At 35.8% G+C, this 17,727-nt stretch carries 8 protein-coding genes and 1 riboswitch; of the genes, 3 read left to right on the top strand and 5 right to left on the bottom strand.

Annotated elements, in window-relative coordinates; translation table 11 throughout:
* Positions 1–94 precede the first annotated feature (94 nt).
* A complete protein-coding gene (locus BK577_RS04420) occupies positions 95–2,398 on the bottom strand; it encodes a hypothetical protein (RefSeq protein WP_078431828.1) in 2,304 nt (767 codons plus the stop codon).
* Between the two features lie 158 nt (positions 2,399–2,556).
* Entirely contained in the window at positions 2,557–4,053 is a 1,497-nt protein-coding gene (locus tag BK577_RS04415; RefSeq protein WP_078431827.1) for a pre-peptidase C-terminal domain-containing protein, read from the bottom strand.
* Between the two features lie 117 nt (positions 4,054–4,170).
* Positions 4,171–4,235, bottom strand: a riboswitch (cyclic di-GMP riboswitch).
* Between the two features lie 201 nt (positions 4,236–4,436).
* Here BK577_RS04415 and BK577_RS04410 point away from each other — a divergent pair.
* Entirely contained in the window at positions 4,437–6,002 is a 1,566-nt protein-coding gene (locus BK577_RS04410) for an N-acetylmuramoyl-L-alanine amidase (protein ID WP_078431826.1), read from the top strand.
* A gap of 349 nt (positions 6,003–6,351) precedes the next feature.
* Positions 6,352–9,876, top strand: coding sequence for an FIVAR domain-containing protein (locus BK577_RS04405; RefSeq protein ID WP_078431825.1), 3,525 nt, complete (start codon positions 6,352–6,354; stop codon positions 9,874–9,876).
* A gap of 77 nt (positions 9,877–9,953) precedes the next feature.
* Here the strand turns inward: BK577_RS04405 and BK577_RS04400 are convergent, their stop codons facing one another.
* Both BK577_RS04400 and BK577_RS04395 read right to left on the bottom strand, forming a co-directional pair.
* Positions 9,954–11,195 (bottom strand): efflux RND transporter periplasmic adaptor subunit, encoded by a 1,242-nt coding sequence (locus BK577_RS04400; RefSeq protein ID WP_078431823.1) that lies wholly within the window; start codon positions 11,193–11,195, stop codon positions 9,954–9,956.
* A 12-nt stretch (positions 11,196–11,207) separates the two neighbouring features.
* Entirely contained in the window at positions 11,208–11,867 is a 660-nt protein-coding gene (locus BK577_RS04395; protein ID WP_078431821.1) for a hypothetical protein, read from the bottom strand.
* Between the two features lie 551 nt (positions 11,868–12,418).
* Between BK577_RS04395 and BK577_RS04390 the strand changes: the two genes are divergently transcribed.
* Entirely contained in the window at positions 12,419–15,925 is a 3,507-nt protein-coding gene (locus BK577_RS04390; protein ID WP_169908094.1) for a S8 family peptidase, read from the top strand.
* Between the two features lie 45 nt (positions 15,926–15,970).
* On the opposite strand, the gene BK577_RS04385 is transcribed toward BK577_RS04390, so the two are convergent.
* Complete coding sequence (locus BK577_RS04385; RefSeq protein ID WP_169908092.1) at positions 15,971–17,704, bottom strand: O-antigen ligase family protein; 1,734 nt, start codon at positions 17,702–17,704, stop codon at positions 15,971–15,973.
* Positions 17,705–17,727 lie beyond the last annotated feature (23 nt).

The following is a 17,727-nucleotide window of genomic DNA, read 5'->3' as shown; positions in this document are numbered from 1 at the left end:
TTTTTTGTTTTAAACTGCCTATCACGATCTGAGGACGTTAACCTCATATTTAAATAGAAAAAACAGGCAACAAGAGTTACCTGTGTATTTATGATTATTTCAGTTTTTGGTAAAAGCGGTTATTTTGGTCGAATACCAACACGTCGATAGAATATGTTAAATCTTGATGCAGAGATAACTTTTGACTATCTTTTGTTGTTTTTCCATTTGCCTCTGTTGCTTCAACGATTATTTCGTATTCTCCCTTTAATAGTGAAAAAGCTTGCTGATTGTCACCATTCACGTTAAAGCTAGTAACAGCTTCTTTTGTAAGAGAATTGGTTACTGTAATTGTCGCATTCTTGATCGTTTCTCCAACTATACGTATCGACATTTTATCTCGAAATGCAGCTTCACTATAAATACTTGGAGGGAGCTGATTGATGATAGCCATATTCCCATTTAAATAATTCCTCGGTATCGATTTGTAAAAATACCATCTTTCAAGCAAGTACATATCTTCATCCGGAAAACGATTTTCAGAAAATTGTATCCAGTTGTGAACATCCTGTTCCGGAATACCGGCTGCATAAAATAACAGGACTCTACTTATTAAATTAAAGCTGTTAATTCGATCAAAGTGATAATTAGGTGCATCTTTTGGTGTGTTCCATGGATGACTCATCGAATATTCATGGAATAACCAGTTTCCTAATTCAATTGTGCTTTGGATCCAAGAAGGATTTCCCCATACTTGGGCCAGCTGATAGAGCATATTGCCCGAATAGCCGCCATAGTTTGTATCCTCTACAAGCGGCAAGTGTTGTCTTAAGGGAAGAGAGCCATTTTCCTTTTGCAAGGAAAGTACAGCATTCACTTCATTATAAACAATGTCCTTTAATAGGGGATTTTTATAAAATCTTGATTCCGGCTCCCAGTATAAATTTGAAAACAACAGAGCTATTTGAATGTTTTGATTAGGATTGATTTCAATAGAACCGATTTTTCCTTCGTCAGAAATGCCATAAGGGTAAATGGTAAAGCTGTTATTACTTTGACGTGGTACTTTTGACATCCACAGAGCTGCTTGGTTATCGATAAAATCGATGATCTCAGGAAGTTCTGTGTATTGATAAGCTTCGTATAAGCCGTTAAGGTCCCTTGCAAACGGATCTCGGTACCACCAGTCCATTTTTTGATACTCTGGTGATTGGAGCTGCCCGTCTTTAAGATAGTAGGTTTTAAGAAGAGCAATGTTTTCTTGGACCATTCTCTTATATTGTGAATCACCAGTAAGATGATAGAGAAAGCCTAAATGTTTTGGGAGATATCCAGGATATTTGGTTTCCGGTTGTAATGTCCATGCATCCTTCATCACGATTTCCTTTTTGCTGGCTTCACTTAGTGCATTCCATTTTATTTTTAGCTCCGCTAAGCGGGGGAATGCATGTTCAGGGTTATTCCGATCTAATGTATTCGTGGCGTCAAGATATAAGTAGTTTAGATAAAATCTTTTCCCTTCCAAGGTAGACGAGATCTCCATAGGAAGATGCTGATAATTTCCTACCGATTTAATTTCATTGCCGCGATTTATTAATCGTTTGAGGACAGCAAGATCACTCGTGAATTTTTCCGGTGTCGTTTCTTGAATAGTAGCTTCAATTGAAGATAGTAATCTAAGCTGTGAAATTTCATAAATTGTTCTTTCCTTAGCAATTTTAGCAGGTCTAATGTAGGTGTTATTTAGCTTAGTACGGTTTGTGGAACCTCCAACTTGTCCAACTTTCTGTTCTGCTAGTTTGATTTGTTTCGTAAAGTTATCATATAAATTGTTAAGTTGTTCTAGATTTGCTTTTGAGATAACGGAATTATACTCCGTAAGACGTTCTGTTACCAGATTCCCCTGTACATGGGCTTCTTTTTCTCTTAAAAATTGATTTGCAGTTTTAGGTAAGCTTTTATAGCCACCGATTTTTTTAATATCCTCTGCTCGTTTTATTAATCTTCCTAGCTTTGCGGTATCGTTTTCTGCTTTCTCTAATTGATTCTGATTAACGGAACCTTCAATAGATTGCAGAAGACGTAATTGAGATACTTCATAAATTGTCCTCTCTACGGCAATTTTTGCAGGGTGAACATATTTATTATTCAATTGGTTCCGGTTAGCAGAGCCGGATACTTGTCCGATCTTTTTCTCAGTTGCCTTTAATTGAGTGGTAAATTGATTATAATGATTATTAATTTGATGAAGGTTACCGCTATTGATTACCTTATTGTAAGCCTGCATCTCTTGATGCAGCTTCTGTCCCTCCCGTTCGGCAGCTGAATAGCCTCTTGGAGTTTCAGCATTTGCCATTTGAGCTGACGATGTAATCAGGATAAGTGCTGTTACGGTGATGAAATTTCTAAGTTGTTTCAACAAAGTACTTCCTTTCGTTCAGATTGTTATCTCTATATGCTACCAGTTATTTTGGTGGAGATTCAACTTGTAGAAGATGGAAGAGGGTGATGTCCGTCAACAATTAAAGTAAAAAGCTCTGTAGAGATTGATATTCTCTACAGAGCTTTTTTTTTATGTTAACGATCAAATTGCACATCATCGTCAACATTTACAAAATAGCCATTACCTACATCATAGCGACCATTGCTGTATCCATAAACACGAACAGGTTCTTTTGAATCGAATGATTTAAAGTATGAACCGTCAGGCTCATATACTCCTAAACTATATCTTTTACTCCAAACGTGACCTACATAGAAAAGGTTCACTTTAGTTTTCTTCACATAATATCCTCCACCAACATCGTAGCGGTCACTTAGTACCTTATAAATGCGAAGTCCTTCATTTTGTCTTAGCTTGCGGGACTTAGCTCCGGTTGGACTGTATAAATATTGTTCTTTGCTGCGGATTAATACTCGTCCAATGTGTTTGTTTGGTGGTGGTGTTACGGTTAATAAATATTTCCCGGTGTTTTGTTCATAATCACCGTCATGTACTTTTAGATAATATGTTCCTTTTTCTAGTTCAATAGATTCTTTAAACTTAGTTGGGGTTCCAGAGCTACTTCTTACGTATTCATCAATCAGTGAATTATTGTTACTATTTAATAGTTCAATGTATGTAAAAGAGTCAACGTAAGATGTTAAGTCAATGCCGACTTTTCCGGGAACAGTTACGTCTATCTTATACATATCAACAGTATCATCCCAAGCAAGAAACCCTGTAATTGACTTATTGTACGTTAATTTTTGAGCTTCAACAACACCGTTATTTGGCTCTTGGTCATTATTGTTCGCTGCAGCGAAGGTAGTATTTACTACGTATTTACCAGTGTTTTGTTCATAATCACCGTCATGTACTTTTAAGTAGTATGTTCCTTTATTAACATCAACAGATTGAATGTATTTTGCAGGGTTTTTTGAGCTTCCTTGAACATAGCCATCCATTACTTCATTATTATCCTCATCAAGTAATGTAATGTATGTAAATGTGTCTACATAAGATGATAAGTCAATATTCAGTTGACCAGAGCGTTCAACAGTGATCTTGAAGTAGTCAGCCGTATTATCCCAAGATAAGAATCCGTTTAATTTTTCGTTGAATTTTAAAGGTTGTGCTTCAACTGTGCCGTTATTTGGCTCTACTTCATTAAAGTTACCTGCTGATGTAAACGTTGGAGTAATCTCATAAGATCCTGTATTACTTTCGTAATCACCATCTGAAATTTTTAAACGGTATGTACCAGGCTCAACATCTACCCAATTCGTATATTTTGCAGGGGTAACCGAGCTTCCTCTGGTATAATCGTCGATAATCACATTATTGCTAGAATCGTATAATGTAATATACGTAAAAGTATCTACATATGAAGTCATATCGAGGGAAAGTCTTCCAGCTTCAGTAATTGTAATCGTATAGTTATTCGCTGTAGTATCCTTTGTTAAAACTCCAGATGTTTTTACATTAAAAGGCAGATTAACCCCTGCTGCTTCAGCTTTCACACCAAATTGTAAAAAGCCAATAAAAACTAAAACAGATAAAAGTGCTAGATTTTTTAAAAATTTGATAGTCAAAATAAGTACCTCCTGTATTCAATGATGTAAGAAAGAATAATAATGCTAAAGACCTTACTGATCCCCCCTTTAAAAACAAAAAACACTATGACAAAATTTAGCCATAGTGAACCTTTCTATGGTAACCTGACGATCATAGCAGATATTTCTGCCTTAGACTCATAGCTTTGCCTTTTGTATAGTATTTTTTAATGATTACATGAGTCTATTATACTACTTTACTGGAAAAATAAAATAATATTTGGAAATTAATTTGAAAATAGTTAAAAAATAGGTAAAATGACCTTGAGTTTTGTCGTAATTACATATTACAAAGAGCTGGTTTTTTAGTAAGATATACTAAGGAAGATTTTACTAAAATAAAAAAGCTAGGAGCATTATTGATGAAGAACAGGTTAGTCAGTCTCGCTACGTATCTTTCAATCTTGTTCATTGCACTTTGCTGTTATGCACCATCAAACGTATCGGCAGCAGCAACTTATCAACAAGTAGAGAAGCAAGTAAACGAGGCAGTAAAAGAAGCAGAAAACCTTGAGCCGTATTACCTTATTAAATCTTCGAAGGGAATTGGTGTTTCTTCAACATTCTCAAAGAAATATAATCAATCGAAAGCATCAATTGATAAGGCTCAACAGTCGATTAACTCTCTGAGTGATTCAAGAAAAAGTAACTTACAGGAAAGACTTAATAAGGCAAAGGAATTACGTCTTCGTGCTGCGTATTTTATTGACAGCGCGAAACATGGCGCTATTCTCCGCCAGTATTTAACAGAGTTTGAAGCAGCAATCAAGAAAGGCAGCATTAGTCAGATTGATAGCCTGTATGACAGGTACTCAACTAAGATCAGAAAAGTAGAAGAGACAATTGGTAAGGTTTATGGTCCTACTACTCGTAGAGTATTATTGGATTACTACATAACTCCTTCTAAGATCGCAAAAGAACGTGTCATTTATGAGGTTTCACATTATCGATTACTAAATACAATTAATTCACAAATTCAAAAAAAGCAGTTGACAGAGGCAAACAAGAATTTTGGTGTTTTAAGCAGACTGAAGAAACGTGCCATTGAGATTAAACAAGCTGGTGGTTATGCTAGTTTACCAAGCTCAATTAATCAAACGTTTGTTCAAATGGAAACAACCTACAAAAAAAATTATGATACAGCAAAAGGCTCGGGAGGCACTAGTACTTCTCCGATCCAAGCTGTTGTAACAGCTAGTTCTTTAAATGTTCGTTCAGAACCAACGGTGAATTCAGACATTGTAGGTAAACTGAATAATGGTGACGTAATAACTGTTTATGAAATTGTGGGAGATTGGGCAAAAACAAAGATCAATAATAAAGATTGTTATGTTCATAAGAATTATTTGATTCTAGGATCGACAGAACAAGGTGGTAGTTCTTTATTAGCAGGGAAAGTTATTGCTATTGACCCCGGTCACGGTGGTAAAGATTCAGGTGCGATAGGTTTTGGGCTTAAAGAAAAGGATATTGTTCTTGATGTTGGATTAAAGGTTAAAACGTTACTTGAAGCTGAAGGTGCAAAGGTTATCATGACAAGAAATAATGATACGTTTTTGGAATTGCAAGAACGTGCATCTCTAGCAAATAATGCAAAGGCTGATATCTTCATAAGCTTGCATGTTAATGCTGCAACAAGTGAATCGGCAAGTGGTACAGAAACGTATTGGAATGATAAGTACCAGAGTGCCAATAGTGAAAGGTTAGCAGAGAAAATCCAAAAGAGACTAATTGAAAAGCTTGGAACAAAAAACCGTGGAGTGAAAGATGCCGGGTTCTACGTTATTAAATATACGACGATGCCGAGCGTACTAGCTGAGCTTGGTTTTATCTCGAATGAAGCTGAAGCGGCAAAGTTAAAGACAAGCCAATTCCGAGATAATGCAGCAGAAGCTATATTACTTGGAGTTTTGGATTATTATAAGTAGATAGATGAAGTGCATGTCACTAAAAGAGCCTGGCATAATAGCTGGGTTTTTTTTATGTTTTAAAGCGTTACTAAAAGACGGGAAATAGAATCTCTAACCTATAATCGGGTATTTAGACCCACAATAAGTAGGTATTTAGTTTTGGAGGTAATATTTTCTTTTTTAAAATTAATGATATATTATAATAATAAATTTACTCGAAAACCGTAATTTTTATAGGTTTATTCTATAAAAATTATATATTAAAATACTAATGTAAAAATTTCATAATAATTCCGAAGTTTACATTTTGTGTAATTTGTACTAGAATATTTTTTGCTAATAAATAAATTGGAAGAGGTAGAGAATCTTGAAAAATAATAAGAAAAAGAAGCGTATAGTACAAACAACATCCTTAATGATGGCTGCTAGTGCCTTAGTTGCTGTAACTCCTGCTCAGGCTGCTTCACAAGCAAATGTGGAGGAAGCAGTTAATAATGCATTTAAATTAGCCAATTCTCTAAAATCTCTCTATGTTTTATCTCAAGATAATGATTTTGCTTTGTCTAAAGAAAATATGACAAAATACAATCAAGCAAAAGAATCAATTCAAAAGGCTCAGTCTATTCTTTCATCATCTCAGGTATCTAATAAGAATAAGCTAGAAGCAAAGTTAAAGTCAGCTGAAGAAATTAGATTACGTGTTGCTAGAGTTATAGACTTAACAAAATTAAGAGGTAGTTTAGAAGAATTACAAGCAGAATTAAATAAAGATATTGAAAAACAAATGATTAATGATGAGACTGTCAATAAGTATAACAAGCTATCTGCTGAAATAAGAAAAACAGAGAGAGCCATTGGAAAAATGTATGGCAGTGATAACCGAAAAATTGCAAATGAGCTAGTTATAACGCCGGCGAAAATTGTAAGAGAAACCATTATATATGAGGTATCTCGATATAACTTATTAAAAGAAATTGAAGTACTTGTTAGTAATGAAAAATTTAGTGAAGTTGAAGAACAACTTGCTATGTTAGAGCGTCTGGAAAAACGATCTCTAGATATAAAAGAAGCTGGAAATAAACTACACCCGGGTAAATATCCAAGTATACCTCAAATTGAGTCCAGTTTAGTTCATACTAAGGATGAACTAATAAAAAAGGTACCCGAAGAACCGACAGTAGACCCTGATGCAGGAAGTGAAACACCGACAACACCAGGTACTGGTGGTGACACTGAAACACCTGCAAATCCAGGTACTGGTGGTGACACAGAAACGCCTGCAAATCCAGGTGCTGGTGGTGATACAGAAACACCTGCTACTCCAGGTACAGAGATTCCATCAACAATCACAGCAGAAGGTACATATGGACAAGAAACTGGAGATCCTCTTGTAGTTGAAGGAGATTTAGTTGTAAAAAGCCAAAACGTGACTCTAAAAAACATGATTATTAAAGGGAACTTGTTAATTGCTGAGGAAGTAGGGGAAGGAGACGTAACACTTCAAGGAGTTACTGTTGAAGGTACTACTACGGTTAAAGGTGGCGGAAGCAACAGTATCCATTTCACTGATTCAGTTTTAGCCACTGTAATTGTGAATAAAAATAATGGAGCAATCCGTATCGTTGCTAGTGGCTCGACACAAGTATATGAAGTTCAACTGGAATCATATGTGAAGATTGAAGAAGAAAACCTAGATAATAATGCAGATGGATTTACCAATATTACAGTTGGTGAAAGTGTCCAATCAGCTACAGAAGATTTAAGTGTAGAATTGATTGGCTCATTTGAAACGATTAATTCTAGAGCTATGAATGTTCGTATAAATTTAGATCAACAAACAGATATTCGCACATTAGTTCTAAATGCTGCAGCTAGTGTACTAGGAGCTGGAAGAATCGATACAGCTCAAATAAATGCTAATGGTTCTACTATTTCTCAAAGACCTCAAAATTTAGTATTAGATAATGGTACTTCAGTTCAAGTTGGAGAAGATGAGGTAACTGATAGCTACTCAGATACAGATTCTGTTTTGATGACTAATGTACATGCAGATCAATCAAGCATTAGTGTAGAATATGATGAGTATATAGCTGGACTAACTTTAGCTGATTTTGACGTAACAGCTACACTAGATGGACAGCCATATGAATTGCAAAATTTAGAGTATAATTCAAATAGAAATCGTTTTACATTTACTCCTGTTCTATTAACAGAAAACCTTGATAAGGAATTGGTTATTAAAGTTAAACCAGCAGAAAGTTCTACTAAGGTTACTGGACAAGAGATTAGCTCTACGGTTGAAATCGGCACTGGTTTTAGTGGAAGAATTACTGACATTGCGAATGTTGGTATTGAAGGAATGACGATTAAATTTAGAGAGGGCACAGGCACGACAGAAGGTGAAGTAGTTGCTGAAGTGACAACTGATAAATTTGGTTATTATTCTGTTAATCTACCATCAGGCAATTACACAGGAGAGTTTTCTAAGCAAGGATATGTTACTTCATATATGATGGGAACAGCACCAACTGATACATTTAATGTTGATCAAAATGAAACAGCAATAAGAGCTGCTGCAACAAATGAATTGAAAATAATGCTTGAATGGGGAGAAAATCCTTCAGATTTAGATTCACATTTAGTTGCTACCCTATCAAATGGTGAGGAACAATATCATACTTGGTATTCTGATAAAGAGTTTGTTCTAGCTGGAACGACTTATGCAGACTTAGATTGGGATGATACAAATTCATATGGGCCGGAAACAACAACGATTCGTAAGCTTGTGGATGGTGAATACTTATTTTATGTTCATAATTTCTCAGGTGAGACTCCGCTGGCTGAATCTGGTGCAAAGGTAAAAATATTTAAAGGAAATGCTCTGGTTGCTGAACAGGAATTTAGTGTTCCGTCTAGTGAAAATAATGAGAGATATTGGGAAGTATTTAAACTGGTTGTTTCAAATGATGGTCAAGATATTGATGTTACACCAATCAATGACCTATTAGAAGACACTCCATTTGAAAATGAGATAGATCCAACTGAACAACTGCAATATTTAATAAATGATGCGCAATATATATTGAATAACGGTACTATAGGAACTCTTCCAGGGGACTATACAGAAGAATCCTTTACTGGTTTACAGACAGCTTTAAATGCTGCTTTAACATTACTTGAAAATACAGATGCCACTGAAGAGGAAATAATGCAGGTGTCTGAAAATCTTTCAATTGCTATTGAGCAGGTATATATGAATCAAGTTCCTTTTGAAAATGAAAACGAAAACGACGAAATAGATCAAATGGTTGCTGTATTAGTAGACACCATAAACGAAGGGCAAGATCTTGTTGACAGTGCAACAGTGGGAACAGAGCCGGGTAATTTCACTCAGGAATCACTTGATTTGCTACAAACTGCACTTAATGATGCAAGAGGATTCTTAGAAGATGGTTCTTTTACTCCGGAGACTATCTTAAGTGAAACACAGGCAATTAATGATGCGATAGAGGTAGCGAATGATTCACGAATTCCTAATGACTTAACACCTCCTGAAATAAATGAACTAAATTATGTCACTCCAGGTGAGTTAAATAACGGAGAGTTATATGTAAACTTTAGTGAAGAATTAAGCGGTGATTCTGCATTGGAATTAAAAGAAGCTTTGGAAGGTATGACGGAAGAGTTTGGAACTTATGGAGTGAACGTAACGACAGATGATAATCAAATATTTATTGTCCAATTTGGTGACGATACCGAGGGTGATGGTGGAGTGTTTGATGGTTCATTCGTTGATACCTTAACTATTAATACAAATGAAGTACTTATTGAAGATGTTTATGGAAATAAAGCAACAAGTAATATTGTGTTAACAGCTCAAAACATCAATTAATAAAACGTAAAAATGCTCTATAGATTGATCTATAGAGCATTTTTATTATGTGCTTGAGTATCAAAGGGATCGAGTCATTATCTCTCAATCAAACCAGTCAAGAAAAATCTCAACATATCTTGTTTTGATAAATCTTTCAATGATGATTTCGTTACTTTACCAGGCTTTATCTCTGTTACAAAATTAGTCTTATTATGCAGGGGTATTCCAGAATCTATTGCAATAACATCCCCATTTTCTACTCCATCAACTATTTCCCGAACACTTTCAAAGCTCAAACCGGTTTCAACCGCATTCTTAGTAATCAGTCCATTTTTATTTAATTGATAAACAAAAGACTTTTCTCCATCATGAATGGCTTTATCTTTAAGTGTAGGGACACCGGTTGCTTGTGCGGTGACAACAGTTACAACTGCTTCTGTGCCGATTGGTAGTGCTTCCGGCTGTTCCAGGATACCTGCTGTGAATGTATAAGCGTTCTTCTGGCCGATTGCAGGGTCCTTCACAGGATATGCGTGGATTTTATCCAATGTTCCTTCCATCTTTTGACCAGATGCCTCTGCAACAAGCTCCATGCCTGCCTCCGCCTTGGATAATTGTTTTTCTGTAAAAAGGCCTTCTATGGCTAACTCATTAGAAGCGATTGTCACAAGAGGGTTTTCTAGCTTTTTGTTCACTTTGATAACAGTGCCATCAATTCCACTTACTTGTTTCGCTGATTGATCTTGTTCATTAATATTACTCAATTGGGTTTGATATTTTGAAATTTCTGCTTCCAACTTTTGTTTTTCCAGCTCGTTTCGGTAAATCTCTTGTTCAATTAAACTCACGATCATATCAGATGATGTGTTCACATCGATATTTAACCCATCTTCCAAGTCTGAGTCAATCTCCATTTCAGAGTCAGAATATAAAACAGAAGATTGATAGGCAATTAATGAGTCAATATAGTCATCAACACCTTCTATTTCACCTTCTAACTGTTGAATTTCAAGCTCAATCGTTTCTTTTAAATGATCTATTTCCGGTGATGAGTAGACAAATAAAGGAGTTCCTGCAACAACTTCATCGCCTTCTTTTACTAGAAACTGTTGAAAATCAATCTTTTCCAATGGCAGATAAATATCTTGATTTTCTCTCGGTACTATCATACCGTCGGCTTCAATCGTTTCCACAATATCATCCTCTTGCACACGCGTCCATTCTTTAACATATATCGTACGATCGACCTTGCTTTCATCCTTAAAAATTAAATAAACGTTTAAACAAAGGAATCCAACAAAAACAATACCGAGTACTGTCACGAACCATTTTTTCATCTAAACACCTCCTTAATAGAGTACCGAAATTTTAAGAAAAGCTAGTAATCCTTCTAACAGCCAAACAATTAAATAAAACAATATAACAATAGATAGGGTGTAAAATCTATTTTTCTCACTAAGAAAACGAAAATAATAGTATTGCACCCATATCGCGACGAAATGAAACACTGTAATCGCCCCGAAAAAATTCGTCCAATATTCATGATCCATCACATATTGGCTTATCACCCCAAATGAGAATGGATTGCTCACGTGGTTTAAATCAAGTAAAACAAGAACGGGTATTGTAAGGAGTTGTCCACTTAATAGAACAGTCAATGCAAACATTTGTACGATCACTGCTTTGAGATATGGTATATCCAAAGCAATCCAAAAAAATAACGCAGTAAACCAAATAAAAAGTGTTGGATAAAGTAAGCTGCTAATAAGCTTTCCAGCTAATAATAGCAATTTACCTGCTTCATATTTTCCAATTGAATCACTAATATTTTCTGAATATGTCTCTGTTCCAATTCCGAAATATGTGCTGATTGCAAAAATAATGAAGCATGCGAGATATAGAAGTAGGATCTTAAGGACAACCTTTTTCACAGCTTCAGCTTTTTGTAATTGATAGAGGCTTATTCGTGGTTTGGTTAGGCCTTTAAATAGTTGTGTTTGGTAGATCATGTGTGTACCTCTCTATTAAATTATTAGTCTAGGCTTTATTCTAACCTACTTTTGGTGAATGTAAAATAGTGGGAGGATAGCAAATTGAATTTTAATAGATAAAAAGGAGATGTTTTCTATCTTTTAGCTGAAAGAGTAATAGGGAAATTTCATGGTTTTGAAGTTTCAATATAATACTTATGCGGAGATCCATGTTTTAGATAGAGGATAAAAATTTATAATGACAAAAAAAGAGTGCCGAAAATATCTGCACTCGAAAGGTAAAACACACACATATATATTATACCCAGAACTTTAAAAATTTATGTCCGTGGTAGAAAAAATCTATACCTGCTAAAGAGAGTTTTAATTTATAACAGTTAGAATTATGAGACTTAAAGACTAAGAGAGTTGGTTTAAAAAGGATCAAAAACCTATCTACCATCGAGACTATATGTTTACTTTCTGCCAAAAGATACAAAATTTTAAAATTTTTATGGAAATAGAGGAAAAAAAAGGAATAATATCGTATTATCAAAGAGTATGTAAAAAATATGAAAGTAGGTTGTCGAATGAAGATTTTTAAGAAGGTAGGAATCATGGCTTTTAGTGCTGCTTTGGTTTTCTCCTCCATCGGTCAAGGCCAAGTAAGTTATGCAACGAGTGAGCCTGAGCAAGGACAAAAAAGTTATGCGGAAACATTAAATAGGTTAGGCTTTAAGAGCTCAAGCAGCTTACAATCCCTCCCAACATCAAAAGATGATGAAGATGTTTTTTATGATAATCTCCTAGTTATTAAGTATAAGAAGGGGATTTCGACAAGTACTCATAAAAAAATGGGAACAACATTAGTGAAAAAGGTTAGTGACCTTCAATATGATGTTGTTCAGGTGACAAATAAGAAAAATCTTGAAAAGGTCGCAGCTGAGTATATGAAGCGGGATGATGTATTATCCGTTACAAAAAGTGCTAAGGTTTCAAAGCTTGGTTTACCAGATCAAAAGAGATCATCTATGTATCACCTGGATAATTTGAAAATTGATGATGCAGCAAAGCTAGCAGGTAAAAATAAAGTGAAGGTGGCGGTTGTTGATACAGGTATCGACCCTAATCATCCTGAATTAAAAAATAAGATTGTGTATAACTACAATGTTATGGATCCGTTAAAAAAGGGTGCTGCTGATTTACATGGTACACATGTTGCTGGAATTATCGCTGCAGAGAAAAACAATGAAGTAGGCGGATATGGGGTTAATCCAAATGTGCAAATTGTATCAATTGATGTGTTTAATCGCTCCTTCTCCTCAAGTGACTACACAGTTGCTGAAGGAATCTTAGAAGCTATTAAACAAAAGGTTCAAGTGATTAACTTGAGTCTAGGTTCTACTTTTGCTTCTCCAATCATTAAAGAAGCGATTGACAAAGCGATAGAGGCAAACATTACAGTTGTTGCAGCTGCAGGTAACAGCGGTTCTGAAATGCTGGAATATCCAGCTTCATTTAATGGAGTGATTAGTGTTGGTGCGACCAATAAAGAGAACAAGTTAGCTGAATTCTCAACATATGGTCCATCTGTAGATGTTGTGGCACCAGGAGAAGATATATACAGTTCAACCTATGAGGCAGAGCGGGGCTCTTCTTTTGCGAAGCTTGACGGTACTTCAATGGCTTCTCCGGTAGTTGCGGGAACAGTTTCACTACTTTTATCGAAAAATCCGAAGCTAACACCACAGCAGGTTCAATATATTCTAAACAAAACAGCAACAGATTTAGGTAGCAAAGGTTATGATACGACTTATGGCTTTGGTTTAGTTAATCCTGTTAATGCATTAAAATATGATGCTAAAAAACTACCAGTTGTTGAAAAGCTTAAAGAAAACCAATTGATTGAGAAGGCAAAGAAAATTGAAGTAACAGAGAATTCTGTTCAAAAGGGTGCAATTACAAAGCTGTACCAAACAGATTGGTATCAATTTTCTGTTAGTGAAAATGAGTATGTTCAGTTAAATTTACTGCCTTCTAGAAAATCATATGACTATAAATATGACATTTATTTCTTCCCTGAGGGAGAAACAGAAGCTGCGGCAGAACATGTAACGGTTAATGATGTAACAGTTGGTGGTGAGGAAGCTTCCCTATATAAAGCACCACAGGCTGGAACAGTTGTAATTGGTGTAAGTGATGCTTTGAAAAAATACGTTGAATCTGCGAAGCAAACGTACACGTTAACAGCTTCTAAAACGGCTGAGCTGCAAGATGATGGTTTAACAGAGGAAAATATGCAAACTGTAAGTCAGTTCCCTTTCCGTTCAGATGCTTTATTCTTTACAGAAGCAGCTCCTCCGGTTTCTGAAGAAGAAACACCGGTTGAGGAAGAGCAGCCAATTGATGACCTTACATTCGGTGACAGTGATTTCTTCACCTTCACTGTGCCTGCTGGTGAAAGCACAGAAACCTATCAGGTAAGTTCTACAGGAGTTCCTGGAATTGACGAAACGATTAATCTCTATATGGTTGAAAAGTATGAAATGGATGGCGAAGTTTTTGAAGAAAGAGTTCAATATGACTCTGTTAATAATAATAGCTATGGTAAAGGTGAAACAATTTCCTTTAATGGTTCCCCGGGTGAAACGTTTGTTATTGAGGTAACAAATAATCCTCTATCAGAAGAAATATTTATGTGGCTGGATATGGGGCAGGAGTTAGATTTGAATAGAAGCTTCTCTTCAACGATTCCTTATAAAGTCACTATAGACAAAACAGTACTATCTGCCGATGAGGATCAGTTCCCTGAAGCTTCATATGATTATTCAGATGAAGTAACAGAGGAATATGTGGAACAAGCTGTTAAAACGAAAGAAAATATTCGAAATGGTATTTTAGAAGATTTACTGGCTTTATTGGGTGAAGAGGAAGATTACTACTCACTAGTTCCTGAGATTGCGATGCCTTATACGGTTAACGAGGATGCAAAAGGCTTCTTCCAATATAGCGGTGACGAGGACTGGTATGCTGTTCAGCTTGATAAAACAGGGGTATATGAACTTTCCAATCAAGGTGTTCAATCAGGAATTGAAGTATATCAGCAAAATGCTGAAACAGGTGATTTCAGTATGATCGCTTCAAATCTCTACTTTGATATGGCTGGGGAGTCAGTACTGGAAAAAATGTATGTAGGCTTAAAAGAAGATCAAACATACTATATTAAGGTAGCAGACCCAATGTATCGTCCAAACCTAAATGAATATTCTTTCACAGCTAAATTTGTTACAGATGCACCATTGGATTCTCAGGAATCAAATGATGTTTACTCTGACGCGACAGAGCTAAAAGAAGGCAAAATAACAGGTAACTTCTCTACGGAGCAGGACATGGATATACTCTATTACAAACCAACAAAGAGCGGTATTTACGGATACCAAATTCAGCCGGTGGATACTAAATACGATAGTAAGGTACCAAAGGAATTAAAAAGAGAATTAGATCCGGTTGTGTTACTTATTGAAGATACAGACGGTGATAAGGAACTTGATGTGGAGGAAGAAGGAAAGTTAATTATTACAGATGTTGGACTTTCTGGTGATGAAGAACGTGGATCATTTAATGCTTCAAAAGGAAAAGGTTATTTTGTTGTGTTAGTTGATTATTACGGCACAGCTTCCTTACAAAATTATACGTTTACCTTCGCATCTGGTAATAGAGTGGATGAAGACAAAGGATCTGTGATTAAAAACAATGTTCCAAGCAAATCTATTTCTTTAAAATCAGATAAAAAAGGAAAGCTGACTGGATCAGGCTATATGAATGCTTCAAACCAAAAAGGTGATGTGGATTACTTTAAGCTTGTCATAAAAGATAAATCAAAGAAATACAAAGTTAAACTAGACGTTCCTTCTGATTTAGACGGAGTGGTAAGTCTTTATGAAGCAAAAGGAAAACAATTGCTTAAAAAAGATGTATATGGTCTAGGTGATTCCGAAGAATTTTATGTAAATTTGAAAAAGGGAACATATTTCTTCAAAGTAGAAGACAAAAATGGCACGGCAAGCATTTCACCGTACCAATTAACACTTCAATAATGCAATATATAACCCCCCTCTGTCACAGAAGGGGGTTATATTGTATTATTTACTCCTGTTTTCAAACCGATTCGTCTCCATTGATCGTTGATAAAGGATTTTAGCTCTTTCTACCTCATCGTTTTCTTCAGCAGTTTTTGCTGCATGATATAAAAGCCAGGAATGGTTCGGTTCATATTCAATGGCTTTGTTCAGCCAAATCGTTTGCTCTTCGGGAGAAAGCAGCTGATATTCAACTGCAAATCGTACATACTGAGTTTGCCACGGATTTAGTTTATAAGCATCTTGAACAGCAGCCGCAGCTTCTTTTATTGTTTCAGCTGATTGCACGTGATGGTAGGCGTTTTCTGCCCTTGCAAACGTAATGGAAAACCAACTACCACTTGTCAGAACGATGAATGCTAAGATTAGTAGAACTGGTTGTTTGGACGCAGGTTGTTTGATTTTTTCTATCTGACAGAGACTAAGTATAAGTAGATAAAACAGAATGATTGGGTAGGAAAATGTAAATTCTAAAAATCCGTGCAAAAGTAGAAAAAGAAATGCCGGTAATGATGCAGTTCTTTCTTTGAATAACTGAACGCTTACCTTAATAAGAAGGAATAAAACAAAAAACAACCCAATTAAGCCCATCTCAATCCAAATATCAAGGTAGCCGTTATGAACCTCGCTTGTTAAGTACGGAGAAGTTTGGATTCGGTACATGAGAATCTGCCATGCCTTTCCACCTAAACCCGTAAAGGAAAACTCATCCCAGTGTAATAAAGCATCCTTCCAATATAAAGCCCGCTCAGAAATCGTATCAAAATTGAACAACAACCGCTGCTGTAAGGAACTTGGCAATATGTGATAAAGGGCACCTTTCCAATATAGGTCACTGAATAAGAACATAAATCCTACTAATAAGGTCAGAGGAACAAGGTGAATGCTGCGAGGATCCGTGATCCTTGTCAAAATTTTTTTTCTTTCCACCCACAATAAAAGAACACCGAAGCCAATTACAACAACAAGTGATATCCAATTAATAGTAGAGGTTCCGTTAAGAATTATTGATGTATAAACAATAGTTCCACATACAAAAATGAATCCGGAAATGATCAGATAACGAATATGCGTTTTTTTCGAAATCACATAAAATGTGAAAAACCAAACGATGATAAACATTAACCAAGCACCCCGTGATTCGGTTAATAAAAACAGTGGCCAAGCAAATAAGGGAAGTAGCTTATGTAAAAAAGCCCAACTTTTCTTGGGCTCTCCCACAGCTAGAACAAGGTGAAAAAGAATCATCGCTCCAAGTATGGAGGCAAACGCATTAGGATACTGCAAAAAGCCTCCAAGTCGTTCACCAAGTCCCGACACTTCCTTTGATAAAGACAGTATAAATTGAGGGACAGAAATAATACCTAATAGTGCTAGATATGTCCCAGCTATAGTCGTCCAGTTGATGGCCAAAAGGAGTAGAGGAAGTTGAACAGCTCTCTCATTTATTTGTAGTAATAGTATGCCAAACGCAAAAAGTGCACACCAAACAAGGTATTCATCGAGTGTTCCTTGTACAGATTCAACTTGGAATAAAAGAGGCATTACCGACAAAAAAGGAAGAGGTAGTAGCCATATCGGTACATTGACTTTGACCTTTTTCTTAAGCTTGAATAATAAAAGAAACCCCGTGATAGGAAATAGGAGAATCGTATAGAGATAAATATGAGCTGGATTATATAATCCACTAAACCCGATCAAACCGATTATAAATAAGAGATAAACCAAAATTTTCATAACCATCACCTAGTACAAAAGAC

It is taken from the genome of Metabacillus halosaccharovorans, assembly GCF_002019635.1.
Lineage (GTDB): Bacteria > Bacillota > Bacilli > Bacillales > Bacillaceae > Metabacillus > Metabacillus halosaccharovorans.
This window is presented reverse-complemented; position numbering and strand designations above follow the sequence as displayed.